Genomic DNA, 16,843 nt, shown 5'->3' with positions numbered 1-16,843 from the left:
TTCAGCGGGATGGTCGGGGGAGTTAATGATGAGTTAATGCGTCGATGAAATCTGCGGCTGGCATTGGTTTAGCGTAAAAATAACCCTGCAGAAAGTTAACGTGATGTTCGGTCAGGTAATCGGCCTGAGCCTGGGTTTCGACACCTTCGGCAACAATACCCAGCTCCAGCTTGGCCGCAAGCTCAATGATGGAATCGAGTATGTGCCGCGATAAGGCATCGATGCCGACCATAGCCACGAAACTCTGGTCGATCTTGAGAAAGTCGACATTGAAAGTACGCAGGTAACCGAGACTGGAGTGGCCGGTGCCGAAGTCGTCGATCGCGATCTTTACGCCCAACGCACGCAACTGCTCAAACAGCTGCAATGTGATATCGGTCGGCTCGATCAGCTCGCGCTCCGTCAGTTCCAGTATGAGTTGCACGCTACCCGGCGCGAATGCAGAAAGGAGCTCGCGACAATCTTCCACCAGTTCCAGGTCCCGGCAATGGCTGGCGGTGATGTTGATCCCCAGGTGAAACGGCTTGGCGAAGGACGCCGCGTGAGGCCCTAGCAGCAGGGCTATCTGCTGCATCAGGGCGCGGGTCATCGGCACGATCAGGCCCGAGTGTTCGGCAAACGGGATGAACAGATCCGGACGCACCAGTCCTTCTTTCGGGTGGTTCCAGCGCATCAATACTTCGGCGCCTGACCATTGCTGGCTGTCGCCGTTAACCACGGGCTGGAAGTATGGAATGAATTCACCGGCTTCCAGCGCACGGAGCATTTCGTGACTGGGGGAGCTCGAGCGTTTTTGTACGAAGTGTCCGATCGCGCCGGAGACCACGCCGAAAAAGATCAGCAGGCTGAACAGTGGCGGATACTCAGCCGCCATGTACCGCCAGGTTTCGCCTTGAGGGAAACCCGCCGTAACTCTGAAACCATATTGCCGGGACTCCAGCATGCTCTGCGCGACCGGCAAGGTCGGCAGCGACCCCTGATGCACTTTGCCGTCGGCGGACAACCAGTTATCGCCCACTTGCAGCATCAGCAATGTCTGGCGACCGATCAGGCGCAGAATATTGCTCAGGTGATAACCATCGAGCGTGGTCAGCGCGCCGCCGCGACCGTCGCTGAGGCGATAGACCAGCAGCGCCGTATCGGGTGTCACAGGGTTACCATTCATCAACCACAGCCGGCCCTGATGATAATCCCCGGCATTCACGGCTTCCTCGAACTGACCGAACAGCGAGCTGCAGTAAAGATTGTTATCCCAGACCAGATTGGTCGAGCGCACGAATGGCCGGCGGGTCACTTGTTCGCGCAGGGCCAGCTTCACCTCTTCGCAGTTCTTTCCGGCAAGCGGGAGCAAAGCCCGGGCGGCTTCTGCGGTGTTATCGAGCATCAGGTCGAACTGGCGCAACGCTTGTTCGGCAGTTTCCCCGGCGCTTTGCTGCAGCGTGCGTTCTGCCTGCATATAGAGGATCACACTGCCCAGCGCGATGGGCAGCAAACCGCTGAGCAGCGTTACTGCGATGCGGGTGCTGCGTTTGCGGCGGGGTCTGCGGGTCAACGGCATGGGCACATCCTGTGGCATGGAAGTCGGGCCCGGTAAACAATTGAGCCAGAGGGGAGAATAGATGGCAGATGGCTCTTGTACAGTAGGCAAAAAAGCGGATTCTAAAGGGAGGGCAGACAAGCCAGGTTACGCTGTGTAGAATCGGGTTACGCATACAATAATAATCGTCTTCTGGCAGCAGAAGCCTCGCCCACAAGAGCCTTGGGTCGACAATGAAGATATTCGGGTTTCAACTGATCTACGGAGACTTCCTCGCCCGCAGCGTGCGTGGCATCTCCTGTGCGCCTCCCTCTGCCTCACGTTCCTGACAAATAACCCTGGTTAATTGATAAGAAATGATGAGGCGTCACCATGGCAGATTTATACGAAAACCCAATGGGCCTGATGGGCTTCGAGTTCATCGAGTTTGCAGCACCGACTCCTGGCACGCTTGAGCCGATCTTCGAGATCATGGGCTTCACCAAAGTCGCGACCCACCGTTCCAAGAACGTGCACCTGTATCGTCAGGGCGCGATCAACCTGATCCTCAACAACGAACCCAACAGCGTCGCCTCGTACTTCGCTGCCGAACACGGCCCGTCCGTTTGCGGCATGGCGTTCCGCGTCAAGGATTCGCAGAAAGCCTACAGCCGTGCACTGGAACTCGGCGCTCAGCCGATCCATATCGAAACCGGTCCGATGGAGCTCAATCTGCCAGCGATCAAAGGCATCGGCGGCGCGCCGCTGTACCTGATCGACCGTTTCGGCGAAGGCAGCTCGATCTACGACATCGACTTCGTGTTTATCGAAGGCGTTGATCGCAACCCGGTCGGCGCCGGCCTGAAGATCATCGACCACCTGACCCACAACGTTTATCGCGGGCGTATGGCCTACTGGGCGAACTTCTACGAGAAGCTGTTCAACTTCCGCGAGATCCGTTACTTCGACATCAAGGGCGAGTACACCGGCCTGACCTCGAAAGCCATGACCGCACCGGACGGCATGATCCGCATCCCGTTGAACGAAGAGTCGTCCAAAGGCGCCGGGCAGATCGAAGAGTTCCTGATGCAGTTCAACGGCGAGGGCATCCAGCACGTTGCCTTCCTCACCGACGACCTGATCAAGACCTGGGATCAGTTGAAGAAGATTGGCATGCGCTTCATGACTGCGCCGCCGGACACTTACTACGAAATGCTTGAAGGACGTCTGCCGAATCACGGCGAGCCGGTCGATCAGCTGCAATCGCGCGGCATTCTGCTCGACGGTGCGTCGGAGCAGGGCGACAAGCGTCTGCTGTTGCAGATCTTCTCGGAGACCCTGATGGGCCCGGTGTTCTTCGAGTTCATCCAGCGTAAAGGTGACGATGGTTTCGGCGAAGGCAACTTCAAGGCATTGTTCGAATCGATCGAGCGTGACCAGGTGCGTCGTGGTGTGCTGACCACTGAGTAATCCGCCCCTGAAATGAAAAATCCCGGCCTGCAGAGATGCAGGGCCGGGATTTTTTTTTCAGGTTCAAAAGATCGCAGCCTTCGGCAGCTCCTAGAGGAAAAACGCATTCCAAATGCAGGAGCTGCCGAAGGCGGCGATCTTTTGCTTTCAGGAGCGGCGGTGGCGCGTCAAATGCTTGAAGCCCTCGAAAACCAGCACCACCACCGCCAGCCAGATCGGGATATAAGTCAGCCACTCGCCCGGCTTGATGCTTTCCCCAAGCAACAACGCCACTGCAAGCAACAACACCGGCTCAACATAACTCAACAAGCCAAACAGACTGAAAGGCAGGAGGCGGCTGGCAATGATGTACACCACCAGCGCGGAAGCACTGATCAGGCCGAGCAGCGGAATCAGCCACATCAGGCCCGGATACTGATCGAATACTCCCAGACCTTGTTCGCCGCCCTGCACAAACCAGTAAGCAATCGGCAGCATCAAGGTCATGTCGACCCACAGGCCGCCAAGATGGTCGGTCTTCAGGTATTTGCGCAGGACGAAGTACAGCGGATAGCCGACCACGACGACCAGCGTCGCCCAGGAAAATCCACCGACCTGATACAGCTCGTTCACCACGCCAAGGCAGGCAAAGAACACTGCGATTTTTTGCAGGTAAGACAGGCTTTCGCCGTAGGTAATCCGCCCGGTCAGCACCATTGCCAGTGGCAGCAGGAAATAACCCAGCGATACATCGAGGCTGTAGCCATTGAGCGGCGCCCACATGAACAGCCATAGCTGCACGCCAAGCAGCGCCGACGAAACAAGCAGCCCGGCGATCAGTTTCGGCCTGGCCGCCATCAACCGGCTCAGCTCCACTACCCGACGCCATTCCCCGGATACCAGCATGAACAAGGTCATGCACGGCACGGTCAGGAGCATCCGCCAGCCGAAAATTTCCACACCGCTCAGAGGCGTAAGCAGCGACGTGTAGTAATACATGACGGCAAACAGCACCGAGGCTGACACTGATAAAGCGATACCTTTAGACAAACTGTCCTCGCGTGTTGAGGGTTGAACGGGTGCGCAGGATACGGGTTTTTCGTGGCGAATATTGAGCAAGTGCTCATTATTTCAAACGCAAAGCAGGCGCGCGGGCGCCGGACCTGTTGGCAGATTCAGCATAGTTGGCGAATCTGCCTTGGCGAGCTCTGGTTGGTTAGCGCCCGTTATCAATCAGCCTTCAACGGATTGCCGAAGCGTTTGAGGTACAGCTCCCCAAACTTGTACGAGGCGTAATCGGACACATGACCGATGTCGCGGTACACCGGCACGTCATCGACCGTGGTCATGCAGGTGCCGTCTTTGCATTGCACCGTTTTTGGATCAAGCACCATCAATTGTGGATAGTCCGTCTGCAGTTCGCTGAACAGCTTCGCCATGAACGGATCCTCCAGGCCTGACCATGGCACGGCAGCACACAGACGGCTCTGTTCAGCGCTGCCCATCATCCCGCGCAGCTTGACCTGTCTGAGCAGGCACTCGTTGATTCTCGCGGGCATGGGCAGGGTATTCATCAGCAGGATCGGCCGCGCACCGGATTTGACGATGATGTCCAGCGCCTCTCGAAGCGCCATCCCCAGTCGTTGCTGGGACAACGCCAGGCTGCGCGGGTCATCGAGTTTCGTGACGATGGAATCGGTGAGGTAAGCCTCCCAGAACTGGCCGATGATCACGTACTGAAAACGATTGCTGGCGATGAGGTCGTAGTAGCGGTGCGCCGCGGCGTGACATTTCTCATACAGCGCATTTTTGGCTTTGTACCAGTTGTAGAGATAAATCCGGGGCAGTGCGAGGCAGGCGGGATATCCCTGCGCCAGCACCGACAGCCCAGCATCCTTGGCGAGTGTTTCGACAAAGCCCCAATAGTGGTTCGAGTAAGAATCGCCGATCAGCATCACCTGCGGTTTCGCCTGCGTCGCGCCCATGATGCAGCCCGGATTGGTGCCATCACTGGCGCCCAGGCAATCCTCACGGTTGAGCGGTACGTAGGCTTTCAACGTACTGAACATGGCGACCGAGTCTTCACCAAACCGGTTAGGCCAGCCCTCATGGTTTCTACCCGCCGCGTGCAGCAGCGACAGGCAGATCGCGGGCAGTACCATCATCAACAGCAGGGTTTTGGCGAAACCGGCTCGCGCCTTGCGAAAGCGGTTTTCAACAAGCACAAACGACAGGTAACCGATCACGAGCGTGGCGATGAAGTACACGACCGTCACGCTTGTCGTCAGCGCGATGCCCAGATAAGCGAGCACCGCGAGAATCGGCCAGTGCCACAGATACAGCGAGTAGGAGAGGGTGCCGATAAATACCAACGGTTTAAATGCCAGGGCATTCGAGGTGATGCTGACGTCACCGATACCGCGAAACAGCAGCACCGCGGTGGCAATGCACACCGCGACAGCATGGGGACCGGGGAAGCCACCGAGGATGTCATCCTGAATCGCACAGTAGAAAATTGTTGCCAGTGCAAGCGCGCAAACCAGAGAAGCGCTCAAACGGCCCAGGCGAAATCTGTCCGAGCTGAAAATGACCGCACACGAGCCGATCATCAATTCAAAGATTCGCGCGGTGAAGAAGTAGTAGTTCAGGTCGGGATAGGCCCGCGACAGGTACAGCGCGAGCGCCGTGGCGGCCACAGTCAAACCTAGCACGACAGCTTTGAACGCTTTTCCCGGCACATAGCGATCAAGCAGCCAGATGCCCAATGGCAGTAGCAGGTACCACTGCCATTCAATGGCCAGCGACCAGGTGTGCAACAGCGGCAGACTCGCCGCGTCGGGCGTCGCATAACCCGTAGTCACTTTGGAAAAGTACTGATTGGAGATGAGCAGCGAGGTGTATTTCCCGCTTTTCAGAAAATCGATGTAGTCATCGGGCAAGTACAGCAGCGTGGTGACGATTAACGTCGCCACCAGCAATGCGATGACTGCCGGTTGCAGGCGCCAGATTCGCCGGGTGTAGAACCCGGTGAAGCTGAACGTGCGGTTCTCTAGCGCTTTCATGATGATCGAGGTGGTCAGATATCCCGAAACCACGAAGAAGATGTCCACGCCGATAAAGCCCGACGGAAACAGGGTCAGGCCGCCGTGGAAGACGAGAACGAGCAGAACTGCGATTGCCCGCAGCCCGTCGATGTCCGCACGGTATTCAAGGGCGGCAATCCGCGGGTTGGCGCTGGTTGGCGGCGCAGAAGGGGAGGTGTCGTATGCCTTTTTGTTATCGAACGCTTTGAACATCGCGCGCAGAGGCTTGCAGGCAAACTCGAGAGGCCGATTGAACATTGACTATCCTGGCTGACTTTTCGAGCGAGCAACCGTAGGTCGTGGCTGCTGAAGCTCGGTTCCATAAAGCGGCCGAGTATATAGGTTTTGTTACAAAGGCCTTGTTTCGTTTCCACCGGCCAGCCCTCTCTTTCGGGAGAGGGCTGGGGCAAAAGTCAGGACTGAATCGGTTTGCGCCCTGAAACAAAATGGCTCACATCGTTGAAACCCGGTGTCGAGGCATGCCCTGGAGTCACCAGAGAGTCAATAAAAGCCTCGTCTTCGGCGGTGATCTGCACCGCCTGCGCCAGCGTGTAGGCGTCCCACTGCTGTTCAGTGCGTGGACCGACGATCGCCGAGGTCACCGCGCGGTTGTTCAACACCCAGGCAATCGCGAACTCGACCATACCGACGCCGCGTTGCTCGGTGTATTGCTGAATCTGCTGGGCAATGCGCAGCGACTCCACGCGCCACTCGGTTTCCAGAATGCGCTTGTCCTGACGCCCGGCGCGGCTGTTGGCGTCTGGGGTCACATCGGGTGCGTACTTGCCGCTGAGCACGCCACGGGCCAGCGGGCTGTAAGGCACCACACCGAGGCCGTAGGCTTGCGCAGCGGTGATCTGCTCGGTCTCGGCCTGGCGGTTGACGATGTTGTACAGCGGCTGGCTGATTACCGGCCGATCCACGCCCAGTTTGTCGGCAATGCGAATCACCTCGGCAATCCGCCAGCCTCGGTAATTCGACAAGCCCCAATAACGAATCTTGCCCTGGCGAATCAGGTCGCCAATCGCCGACACGCTGACTTCAAGCGGGGTGTTGTGGTCTTCGCGGTGCAGGTAATAGATGTCGACGTAGTCAGTTCCCAGACGCGTGAGGCTGGCTTCGAGCCCGTTGAAGATGTGTTTGCGGCTCAGACCGCTGCGGTTCGGCACACCGTCCACTGGGCCGAAACCGACCTTGGTGGCCAGTACCCATTCATGCCGATGCCGGGCAATCGCCTCACCGACGATCTCTTCGGAACGGCCGTTGGTGTAGACGTCGGCGGTGTCGATGAAATTGATCCCCTGATCCCATGCCTTGTCGATGATGCGCAGCGAATCTTCCGTGCTGGTCTGTTCGCCGAACATCATCGTGCCGAGGGTGAGGGTAGAGACCTGCAAGCCCGAGTGGCCCAGTGTGCGGAAGCTCATGCCGAAATCCTTTTGTCGGTGGGAAGGGGTTAATCAAATACCAGAAGCGTCAGAGCCCGCAAAGTGAATTATTGCACCGGTTAAACGCAAAAGATCGCAGCCTTCGGCAGCTCCTACAGGGAACGCATTCCAGAGAAGGAGCTGCCGATGGCTGCGATCTTTTGATCTGCGCGTCTGATTAGGCCCGCAACGCCCGCGTCATCCGCAACGCCAGCAGACTCCCGCCGACAATCACCGCCGCCAGCACATACAACGCCGCATCCGTCGAACCGGTGCTGTCCTTGACCCAACCGACCAGGTACGGACTGAGGAACCCCGCCATCTGCCCCATCGAGTTGATCAACGCCAGGCCACCGGCCGCCGCACCCGCGCTCAACATGGCCGTTGGTACTGGCCAGAACATCGGCAGGCCGGTCAGCGCTCCCATCGTCGCAATGGTCAGGCCGAGAATCGCAATCGCCGGATTCGCCGCGAAATTCACTGCAATCACCAGCCCGACAGCCCCCATCAGCATCGGTACCACCAAGTGCCAGCGACGCTCCTTGCGCAAGTCTGCCGAACGCCCGACCACCAACATGCACACTGCCGCCAGCAGATACGGAATCGCACTCAGCCAGCCGATCACCAGGTTATCGCTGAAGCCGAGGTTCTTGATGATCGAAGGCAGCCAGAAGTTAATCGCGTAGACGCCGCTCTGGATGCAGAAGTAGATCAGGCCGAACGCCCAGATCGCCGGGTTCTTGAACACCGCGAGCAGCGAGTCGGTGGCGGTCTTCGGTTTGTTGGCGAGGTCTTCGGCGTGGTCAGCTTCGAGCACCGAACGTTCGTGGGCGGTCAGCCATTTGGCGTTGGCGAAACTGTCGCTCAACAGGAAATACGCCAGCGCGCCGAGGATCACGGTCGGAATGCCTTGCAGCAGAAACATCCATTGCCAGCCGGCCAAGCCACCCTGGCCAGCGGCGAAATGGTTGAGGATCCACCCGGAAAACGGGCTTCCGAGCAAACCTGAGACCGGAATTGCCGACATGAACAGCGCCATGATCCGCCCACGGCGGAAGGTCGGGAACCACTGCGAGAGATACAGCACGACGCCCGGGAAGAAACCGGCTTCAGCCGCACCGGTGAAGAAGCGCAGGGTATAGAACCCGGTGGGTGTGGTGACGAACAACAGGCAAGTCGACAGCGTGCCCCAGGTGATCATCATCAGCGCAATCCAGCGCCGTGGGCCAAAGCGGGTCAGTGCCAGGTTGCTCGGCACGCCGCACAGCACGTAACCGATGAAGAAAATCCCGGCGCCGAGGCCGTACACGGTTTCGCTGAACTTCAGCGCATCGAGCATCTGCAACTTGGCGAAACCAACGTTGACCCGGTCGAGGTAGTTGAACAGGTAGCAGATGAAAATGAAGGGAATCAAACGCAGGGTGATGCGTTTGTAGACGGCGTTTTTACCGTCGTCGATGGTCTGGGTAGCTGCGGCGCTCTGCGACATAGCGGCTCTCTCTTTATTATGATTTTTTGCGATGCAAAGGGTAACGTTGATCGCCCTGAGAGTCTCGGCCACCTTTGGCCGGATTGTCTTTGTGCCTGAGCACAGGGTTTGTCGCCAGACCCTGTGCGGCTGAACAACCGCTTGTGCCTGAAATGAAGGATTGTCGCCGCTATGTTCGAACTCGATCACGACCTTGCCCAGGACATCGTCGACCGGGCCATGGCCATTTTGCCGTACAACGTCAACGTCATGGACAGTCAGGGCCTGATCCTCGGCAGCGGCGAACCGGAGCGGATCAACACCCGTCATGAAGGCGCGCAACTGGTGCTGGCCAACGGCCGTGTAGTGGAAATCGATGCGCAGACGGCGGTGCATCTCAAAGGCGTGCAGCCGGGGATCAATCTGCCGCTGCTGCTCGACCAGCGCCTTATCGGCGTGCTCGGCATCACCGGCGAGCCGGAACAATTGCGCACCTACGCCGAACTGGTGCGCATGACCGCCGAAATGCTCGTCGGCCAGCGCAATCAGCAGGCCGAGCAGCAGTGGCGGCGCCAGCGTTGTGATGATCTGCTGGCGCTGTTGTTGAGCGAGGCGGGGGATTCGCCGCGTCTGGTCGACGAGGCGCAGCAGCTCGGGCTGAAACCGCAATTGACGCGGGTGCCCTATCTGTTCGAGCTGGGCATTGAGCACGGCCCCGGGCAAACCGTCGAGGCGTTGAGTGCATGGCTGATATCGCGTTATCCCGACAGCTGGTGCGTGAGTTCGGCGAAGTCGTCGCTGCTCTGGTGTCGCCCGGCGAGCCAGCACGTCGAGCATGATCGCCTGCTGGAAAAACTCGACGGCCTTGGCTGGAAGATTCTGCGTATCGCCGTCGGCGGGCAGGCGGATGGCCTGGCCGGGTTGCGTCGCTGCTATCGACGGGTCGGCGATTTGCTCGCTTATGGACGTGATGTGCTGCCGAATTCGAGGCTGCTGACGCTCAATCGTTACCGCTTGCCGGTCATGCTGTGGCGCCATCGCAACGATGATGCGCTGGACGAGTTGCTCAAGCCGCTGCGCAAGGTCATTGCCAAGGACAACAACGGCCAGTTGCTCGCGACCTTGCGCAGTTGGTGCGAGCACGATGGTCAGAGTCAGGCGTGTGCCGATGCCCTGGGGATTCATCGCAACAGTTTGCGTTATCGGATGGAGCGGATTGCCGAGTTGAGCGGGGTTGATCCGTTGAAGCTGGACGGGATGCTGGCGTTGTATCTTGGGGTGCAGCTACTGCCGCAGACAGATCCGGGTTAATTGGGCGTCTTCAAAGACGCCATCGCGAGCAGAATGCATTCCCCTGTAGGAGTGAGCCTGCTCGCGATGGCGGCGGTACATTCACCGCAGAGCCTTTTGTGAAAATGAACAACAATCACCTCCAGCCCTTGTGCACCCGACCGGCGTCAACGCCCATGGCGACTGGCAGCATGAACGCCAATGCAACCGGAGAATTCCCATGAAGATCGTCATCGCCCCCGATTCGTTCAAGGACAGCCTGAGTGCCCAAGGCGTTGCCGAAGCCATCGCCCGCGGATTGGCCCAGGTCTGGCCGCAGGCGACACTGATCAAGTGCCCGATGGCGGATGGCGGCGAAGGGACGGTCGAGTCGATTCTCGCGGCCTGCGAAGGCGAACTGCGCCGCACCCGCGTGCGCGGCCCGTTGGGTACGCCGGTCGACGCGGCGTGGGGCTGGTTGCCGCACAGTCACACGGCAATCATCGAAATGGCCGAGGCCAGCGGCCTGCAATTGGTGTCGCCGGGACAGCGCGATGCCTGCATCAGCAGCACCTTCGGCACCGGCGAATTGATTCGTGCTGCGCTGGATGCGGGGGCGCAACGGGTGATTCTGGCGATTGGCGGCAGCGCGACCAACGACGGCGGCGCCGGGGCGCTGCAGGCCTTGGGCGTGAAGTGGCTGGATGCGCAGGATCAGCCGCTGGCGCCCGGTGGGCTGGCCTTGGCGAATTTGGCGCGATTGGATTTGAGTGAACTTGATCCACGTCTGGCCGATGTGCGTTTCGACATCGCCGCTGATGTCAACAATCCGCTCTGCGGCCCGCAGGGTGCCTCGGCCATTTTCGGCCCGCAGAAGGGCGCGTCGCCTGCGCAGGTCGAGCAACTGGATCAGGCGCTGGGGCACTTCGCCGAACTCTGCGCGCAGGCGTTGGTCAAGGATGTGCGCGATGAGCCGGGCAGCGGCGCGGCCGGTGGCCTGGGGTTTGCGGCCAAGGCTTTTCTCGGCGCGCAGTTTCAGGCGGGCGTCGAGGTGGTGGCGGAATTGGTCGGGCTCGCTGAGGCGGTCAATGGCGCCGATCTGGTGATCACCGGAGAAGGTCGGTTCGATGCGCAAACCCTGCGCGGCAAGACGCCGTTCGGTGTTGCGCGGATAGCCAGACAGCATGCCGTGCCGGTGATTGTGATTGCCGGGACCTTGGGCGAGGGCTATCAGGAACTCTATCAACACGGCATCGACGCCGCGTTCGCCGTGACCAGCGGACCGATGACTCTGGAACAGGCCTGCGCCGAAGCCCCACGGCTGCTGAGTGAGCGTGCCACCGATATTGCTCGGGTCTGGCAACTCGCCACCCAACGCTGATCGGCTTGCCTATGTAGGAGCTGTCGAGTGCAACGAGGCTGCGATCTTTTCACTTTTAAAAGCAGGATCAAAAGATCGCAGCCTCGTTGCACTCGACAGCTCCTACCAAAGGCAGCGGAGCAGTGTTTGATTGTTGTAACGTCCGGAAAAATATTTGCTGCGGACCCGAAACCTTCCTCAAGCCTGGCCGATACAACGGTCAGGCGCGCACAAAACCATAACCCAGTGACGCCGGACTGCCGCCCGCCAAGGGCCAGTGCTCACGGCATGGACGCTCGCAGTTTCTTTCTATCGAGAGTCCGACCATGTCCCTGCGTAACCTCAATATCGCGCCCCGTGCGTTCCTCGGTTTTGCCTTTATCGCCTTGCTGGTGATCGTCCTCGGCGTGTTCGCCGTCAGCCGCATGACGGTCATTCGTCAGGCGTCGATCGATATGGACACCAACCAATTGCCCAGCGTGACCCACCTCAGCGTGGTCACGGAAAACGTCCTGCGCATGCGCATTCTCTCGTTCCGTGTGCTGGTCAATCGCGAACCGGCCAGCTTGCAAGAAGCAGAAACCCGCATCGCTGTGCTGGTCGACAAGGTGCGCAAAGCCCAGGCCAGCTACGCCGCGCTGCCGGCAGGCGCTGACGAGCGCGCGGTTTTCCAGACGTTTTCGACCACCCTCGATAACTACCTGCAAGCGCAGAACCGGATGCTTGAGCTGTCGCGCCAGGGCGACCTGGAAGCGATGCGTGCATTGATCAACACGCGCATCAAGGAAGGCACCGATCAAATGGGCGAGCAGCTCAACAAATTGATCGGCATGAATACGGCCGGGGCCAGAGCGGCGGCCATCCAGGCCGGTGAAAACTATGACAGCGCCATCACCGGGATCATCATCGTTGCCGTGATCGCCGCGCTGGCCACCGTGCTGCTCGCCTGGTTGCTGACCCGCAGCATCGTCACGCCACTCAACCGCGCAGTGCTCGCCGCGCAGACAATTGCCGGCGGCGACCTGAGCAAAGCCATCGAAGTGGACGGCAAGGATGAACCGGCGCGTCTGCTCGAAGCCTTGGCCGCGATGCAGACCAACCTGCGCAAAACCATCGAACAGATTGCCGGCTCCGCCACGCAACTGGGCGCCGCTGCCGAGGAGCTCAGTGCCGTTACCGAAGAAGCTTCCCGTGGCTTGCAGCAGCAGAATAATGAAATCGAACAAGCCGCCACTGCCGTCAACGAGATGACCGCTGCGGTGGAAGAAGTCGCGCGCAACGCCGTGTCGACTTCCGAGGCCTCCAACCAGTCGACCCACGCCGCCCGCGAAGGGCGCGATCAAGTGGTGAAAACCGTCGACGCGATCCAGACCATGACCCACGACGTGCAGAACACCGCGCAGATGATCGAAGGTCTCGCCGCGCAAGGTCGCGACATTGGCAAAGTGCTGGACGTGATTCGCGCCATCGCCGAGCAGACCAACCTGTTGGCGCTCAATGCGGCCATCGAAGCGGCCCGTGCCGGGGAAGCCGGGCGTGGCTTCGCCGTGGTGGCGGACGAGGTACGGGCACTGGCCCATCGCACCGCGCAGTCGACTCAGGAAATCGAAAAAATGGTCGCCGGCATCCAGAACGGCACGGGTGAAGCGGTCTCGTCGATGCAGCAAAGCAATCAGCGCACCCAGACCACCCTGGAAATGGCCCGCGCCGCCGGTGTGGCGCTGGAGCAGATCACTCAATCGATTCATCAGATCAACGAACGTAACCTGGTCATCGCCAGTGCGTCAGAAGAGCAGGCGCAGGTCTCGCGGGAAGTCGATCGCAACCTGGTCAACATCCGCGATCTGGCCACACAATCGGCCGCCGGCGCCAATCAGACCAGCGCCGCGACCCACGAACTGTCACGACTGGCGGTGGATTTGAATGCGATGGTGGCGCGTTTTGTGATTTGAGAAATACGGAATTGCCTGAAGTGGGCTGAAACAGTTTTTATCCGGCCCACGTCAGGCAATCACCGTTCAAGAAAGATTCACGTTGATCTGCACGAAATCAGAAAAACTTCCCCGGTTTCCTGCGCGATCGCCCAGTCTGTAGAAGGCGAGCATCTTGCCGGAGCCGTATCTACGGATAATCTCGCCACTCAGTTTGATTTTGGTAGGGGAGATCGAGTCATGCACCGTTTCAACGATGACAGGTTTATCTGTTAGTGAACCATAGTGAAGCTCGATGCTGTCGCAGGCTAGTTGCTGCAGATACCGGGGAATAGTTACCAGAACTTCATCACCGTTCTCGTCTAGATAGCTCTGGGTAATCCCATCACGGATGACATCTAGTGGAAAGTTCGGAGCGTGTCCCGGGTTGCCGCGGTTTGGAGCGCTTGTATCGACGGTGATCGGCGTGCTCGCTGACGGCATAGGGTTTCCGAAAACTGTCATGATGTATGAAACCTTGTGTGCGCCCTCTACTAAATGATGCTTAGGGATATGCACGTTCAGTGGGAAAAGCGCTGGGTTAATAGGCGTCGTGTACTGGTACTGCGCCACATACTGCTCATTCAACAACAGCCTTACCACGACTTGCATGCCTGGAGTTGTGGGTAAATCCGACCATTCTGGGATTAACACCAGCAAGGGCGACTCCAGCGCAGTCAATGGCAACAAGTTAACTTGACTGTCAGGAAAATTTGGTAACGCATCAGGAATCCGCGGTGGGTCCAGATCGAGAATATTTTCATTAATTGTCATCGTTTTAACACTCCGTTGTTTTGATGAGAAACGGTTGAACATTTTGCCGCGGGTTCATTAGAGGAATATTCTTGCAATCGGTCTACTGTCAACTCTGACAGGTAGGCACCGGACCAGTGATCGAGCATCCTGCGAAGTTTCTCCTCAGATTCATCCTGGGGACAAAACGGCTGGCGCGTTTTGTGATTTGAGATACGGTGAAGGCTGGAAACCGCGCTAACAGGAGACGTACATGCGCTATTCAGCCTTGACCCAACGAATCGCCGGGGAGGGTGCCGCTGCCTGGCAGATTCACGACCGAGCGCTGGAATTGCGCGCCGAGGGCGTTGATGTTCTGCTGTTGAGTGTCGGTGATCCGGATTTCGATACGCCGTTGCCGATCGTCCATGGCGCGATCGACAGCCTGCTGGCCGGCGATACGCACTATGCCGACGTGCGTGGTCGATTCGAGTTGCGCAGGCTGATTGCCGAGCGTCATCGCCAGCGCAGTGGTCAACGGGTTGATCCTGATCAGGTGATCGTCCTGCCCGGCGCGCAATGCGCAGTTTATTCGGTGGCGCAGTGTCTGCTCGATCCGGGCGATGAAGTGATCGTTGCTGAGCCGATGTACGTCACCTACGAAGGAGTGTTTGGCGCGTGTGGTGCCACAGTGATCGCGGTGCCGGTGCGCTCGGAAAACGGTTTTCGAGTCGACCCGGCCGATGTCGCCGCGCGCATCACCCGGCGAACCCGCGCCATGCTGCTCAACAGCCCGAACAATCCCAGCGGCGCCAGCTTGTCCCTGCTGATCTGGCAGGAACTGGCGGCGCTGTGCATTCGGCATGACCTGTGGCTGATCAGCGACGAGGTGTACAGCGAGCTGTTATATGAAGGCGAGCACATCAGTCCGGCGAGCCTGCCGGGCATGGCCGAGCGCACCGCGACGATCAACAGTCTGTCGAAATCCCACGCGATGACCGGTTGGCGCATCGGCTGGATGATCGGCCCGAAACCCTTGGCGGAACATTTGGTGAACCTGTCACTGAGCATGCTCTTCGGTCTGCCGGATTTCGTCCAGAAGGCCGCGCAAGTGGCGCTGCAAATCGATCTGCCGGAAGTCACGCAGATGCGCGAGGAGTACCGTTTGCGCCGGGATCTGGTGTGCGAACGGTTGCAGGGTTGCCTCGGTTTGCAGCCGATCCGCCCGGATGGCGGCATGTTCGTGATGGTCGACGTGCGCCAGACTGGCCTCGGCGCCCAGGCGTTTGCCGAGCGGTTGCTGGAAGGTTACGGGGTGTCGGTGTTGGCCGGCGAGGCGTTCGGGCCGAGCGCGGCGGGGCATATCCGCATCGGGCTGGTGGTGGATCGGGTGAAACTGGCGGATGCCTGCGCGCGGATTGCGTTGTGTGCGGTGCAGCTGTTGCAGGCGCGCAGTGCCTGATGTTTTGGGTTGCCTGTTCCGGCCTCATCGCGAGCAGGCTCACTCCTACAAGGGGACGCATTTCAAATGTAGGAGTGAGCCTGCTCGCGATTGCGATTGTGTAGGCAATAAAGATCTCAGTTTTGCCAAGTAGAGGCATTCACCAGATTCGCCGGCCGCTGCCCACCCAGCGCCGCCAACAGATTCTCCACCGCACACCGCGCCATCGCCTCGCGCGTCTCATGGGTCGCCGAGCCCATGTGCGGCGTCGCCACCACATTGCTCAACTGCAGCAACGGCGAATCATGATTCAACGGCTCGCGCTCGAACACATCCAGCCCCGCCGCGCGAATACGCTTGTTGCGCAATGCCTCGACCATCGCTGCTTCATCGACCACTTTGCCGCGAGAGATATTGATGAAAATGCTCTCCGGGCGCATCAGCGCAAACTGTTCGGCGCCGATCAAGCGTTCGGTCTGCGCCGTCAGCGGCAAGGTCAGGCAAATGAAATCAGCCTGCTGTAACAATTCTTCGAGGCTTCGATACTGCGCATCAAAACGCGCCTCGACCGCCGGCTTGCGCGACTGGCTGTGATAGATCACCGGCATGCCAAAGCCGAAATGCCCACGCTGGGCCAGGGCCTCGCCGATGCGGCCCATGCCGATGATGCCCAGCGTCTTGCCGTGCACATCGGTGCCGAAATGCGCCGGACCGATGTTGCGGCTCCATTGGCCGCCACGGACCATGTTCGCCAGTTCGACCACACGCCGAGCGGCGGCGAGGATCAGGGCGAAGCCGGTGTCGGCAGTGGTTTCGGTGAGCACATCCGGCGTGTTGGTCAGCAGAATCCCGCGCCGGCTCAGATAATCAATATCGTAGTTATCGACACCGACGGAAACGCTGGCGATCGCCTCCAGGTGCGGCGCCAGATCCAGCAGCGCCGCATCGAGTTTGAGACTGGCGCCGAGCAAACCGTGGGCGCGGGGCAGGGCATCGCGCAACTGCATGAGGCCATCGGCGTCGAGGCTTTCGATCTGCGTCACGTCAAACTGCGCTTGCAGGCTCGCCATCAGCGCGGGCGAGAGTTTCTTGTACAGCACGACCTGTTTTTTCATGGCAAAAATCCTT

General features: G+C 59.3%; 12 protein-coding genes. 5 read left to right on the top strand and 7 right to left on the bottom strand.

Annotation, left to right across the window (positions count from 1 at the left end):
- Positions 1–22 precede the first annotated feature (22 nt).
- On the bottom strand, positions 23–1,558 hold the full coding sequence (locus LIS66_RS14585) for an EAL domain-containing protein (protein WP_042606859.1): 1,536 nt from the start codon (positions 1,556–1,558) through the stop codon (positions 23–25).
- A 351-nt stretch (positions 1,559–1,909) separates the two neighbouring features.
- On the opposite strand from LIS66_RS14585, the gene hppD reads away from it, so the two are divergent.
- The gene (gene hppD / locus LIS66_RS14580; RefSeq protein WP_016774910.1) at positions 1,910–2,986 is read left to right on the top strand and encodes a 4-hydroxyphenylpyruvate dioxygenase; all 1,077 of its coding nucleotides are present in this window, start codon (positions 1,910–1,912) and stop codon (positions 2,984–2,986) included.
- 147 nt (positions 2,987–3,133) lie between these two features.
- On the opposite strand, the gene rarD is transcribed toward hppD, so the two are convergent.
- The 4 genes from rarD to LIS66_RS14560 form a co-directional block, all read right to left on the bottom strand.
- Complete coding sequence (rarD, locus tag LIS66_RS14575) at positions 3,134–4,015, bottom strand: EamA family transporter RarD (RefSeq protein WP_227972437.1); 882 nt, start codon at positions 4,013–4,015, stop codon at positions 3,134–3,136.
- Positions 4,016–4,194: 179 nt separating this feature from the next.
- On the bottom strand, positions 4,195–6,306 hold the full coding sequence (locus LIS66_RS14570) for an acyltransferase family protein (RefSeq protein ID WP_227972436.1): 2,112 nt from the start codon (positions 6,304–6,306) through the stop codon (positions 4,195–4,197).
- Positions 6,307–6,461: 155 nt separating this feature from the next.
- Positions 6,462–7,475 carry an aldo/keto reductase gene (locus tag LIS66_RS14565; RefSeq protein WP_227972435.1) on the bottom strand — a complete coding sequence of 338 codons (1,014 nt, stop codon included), beginning with the start codon at positions 7,473–7,475 and terminating at the stop codon, positions 6,462–6,464.
- Positions 7,476–7,653: 178 nt separating this feature from the next.
- On the bottom strand, positions 7,654–8,964 hold the full coding sequence (locus LIS66_RS14560; RefSeq protein WP_227972434.1) for an MFS transporter: 1,311 nt from the start codon (positions 8,962–8,964) through the stop codon (positions 7,654–7,656).
- A gap of 171 nt (positions 8,965–9,135) precedes the next feature.
- On the opposite strand from LIS66_RS14560, the gene LIS66_RS14555 reads away from it, so the two are divergent.
- The 3 genes from LIS66_RS14555 to LIS66_RS14545 all read left to right on the top strand — a co-directional run bounded on the left by LIS66_RS14555 (position 9,136) and on the right by LIS66_RS14545 (position 13,524).
- The gene (locus tag LIS66_RS14555) at positions 9,136–10,254 is read left to right on the top strand and encodes a sugar diacid recognition domain-containing protein (protein ID WP_227972433.1); all 1,119 of its coding nucleotides are present in this window, start codon (positions 9,136–9,138) and stop codon (positions 10,252–10,254) included.
- Between the two features lie 199 nt (positions 10,255–10,453).
- Entirely contained in the window at positions 10,454–11,593 is a 1,140-nt protein-coding gene (locus LIS66_RS14550; protein WP_227972432.1) for a glycerate kinase, read from the top strand.
- A gap of 305 nt (positions 11,594–11,898) precedes the next feature.
- Positions 11,899–13,524 (top strand): methyl-accepting chemotaxis protein, encoded by a 1,626-nt coding sequence (locus tag LIS66_RS14545; protein WP_227972431.1) that lies wholly within the window; start codon positions 11,899–11,901, stop codon positions 13,522–13,524.
- 66 nt (positions 13,525–13,590) lie between these two features.
- Here LIS66_RS14545 and LIS66_RS14540 read toward each other — a convergent pair whose 3' ends face one another.
- Positions 13,591–14,358, bottom strand: coding sequence for a hypothetical protein (locus LIS66_RS14540; RefSeq protein ID WP_155400870.1), 768 nt, complete (start codon positions 14,356–14,358; stop codon positions 13,591–13,593).
- Positions 14,359–14,548: 190 nt separating this feature from the next.
- Between LIS66_RS14540 and LIS66_RS14535 the strand changes: the two genes are divergently transcribed.
- On the top strand, positions 14,549–15,736 hold the full coding sequence (locus LIS66_RS14535) for a pyridoxal phosphate-dependent aminotransferase (RefSeq protein WP_227972430.1): 1,188 nt from the start codon (positions 14,549–14,551) through the stop codon (positions 15,734–15,736).
- 116 nt (positions 15,737–15,852) lie between these two features.
- Here LIS66_RS14535 and LIS66_RS14530 read toward each other — a convergent pair whose 3' ends face one another.
- Positions 15,853–16,830 carry a 2-hydroxyacid dehydrogenase gene (locus LIS66_RS14530; RefSeq protein WP_042606868.1) on the bottom strand — a complete coding sequence of 326 codons (978 nt, stop codon included), beginning with the start codon at positions 16,828–16,830 and terminating at the stop codon, positions 15,853–15,855.
- Positions 16,831–16,843 lie beyond the last annotated feature (13 nt).

The sequence above is a fragment of the Pseudomonas sp. HN2 genome, from assembly GCF_020736465.1.
Classification (GTDB): Bacteria; Pseudomonadota; Gammaproteobacteria; order Pseudomonadales; family Pseudomonadaceae; genus Aquipseudomonas; species Aquipseudomonas moraviensis_A.
Note: the sequence above shows the minus strand (reverse complement) of the source record. Positions and strands in the feature narration are given on the sequence as shown.

What these genes read in the sequence shown, in the direction of transcription:
- LIS66_RS14585 (WP_042606859.1), bottom strand. Translation starts at nt 1,558, where the DNA reads ATGCCGTTGACCCGCAGACCCCGCCGCAAACGCAGCACCCGCATCGCA.
- hppD (WP_016774910.1), top strand. Translation starts at nt 1,910, where the DNA reads ATGGCAGATTTATACGAAAACCCAATGGGCCTGATGGGCTTCGAGTTC.
- LIS66_RS14570 (WP_227972436.1), bottom strand. Translation starts at nt 6,306, where the DNA reads ATGTTCAATCGGCCTCTCGAGTTTGCCTGCAAGCCTCTGCGCGCGATG.
- LIS66_RS14565 (WP_227972435.1), bottom strand. Translation starts at nt 7,475, where the DNA reads ATGAGCTTCCGCACACTGGGCCACTCGGGCTTGCAGGTCTCTACCCTC.
- LIS66_RS14560 (WP_227972434.1), bottom strand. Translation starts at nt 8,964, where the DNA reads ATGTCGCAGAGCGCCGCAGCTACCCAGACCATCGACGACGGTAAAAAC.
- LIS66_RS14555 (WP_227972433.1), top strand. Translation starts at nt 9,136, where the DNA reads ATGTTCGAACTCGATCACGACCTTGCCCAGGACATCGTCGACCGGGCC.
- LIS66_RS14550 (WP_227972432.1), top strand. Translation starts at nt 10,454, where the DNA reads ATGAAGATCGTCATCGCCCCCGATTCGTTCAAGGACAGCCTGAGTGCC.
- LIS66_RS14545 (WP_227972431.1), top strand. Translation starts at nt 11,899, where the DNA reads ATGTCCCTGCGTAACCTCAATATCGCGCCCCGTGCGTTCCTCGGTTTT.
- LIS66_RS14540 (WP_155400870.1), bottom strand. Translation starts at nt 14,358, where the DNA reads ATGTTCAACCGTTTCTCATCAAAACAACGGAGTGTTAAAACGATGACA.
- LIS66_RS14535 (WP_227972430.1), top strand. Translation starts at nt 14,549, where the DNA reads ATGCGCTATTCAGCCTTGACCCAACGAATCGCCGGGGAGGGTGCCGCT.
- LIS66_RS14530 (WP_042606868.1), bottom strand. Translation starts at nt 16,830, where the DNA reads ATGAAAAAACAGGTCGTGCTGTACAAGAAACTCTCGCCCGCGCTGATG.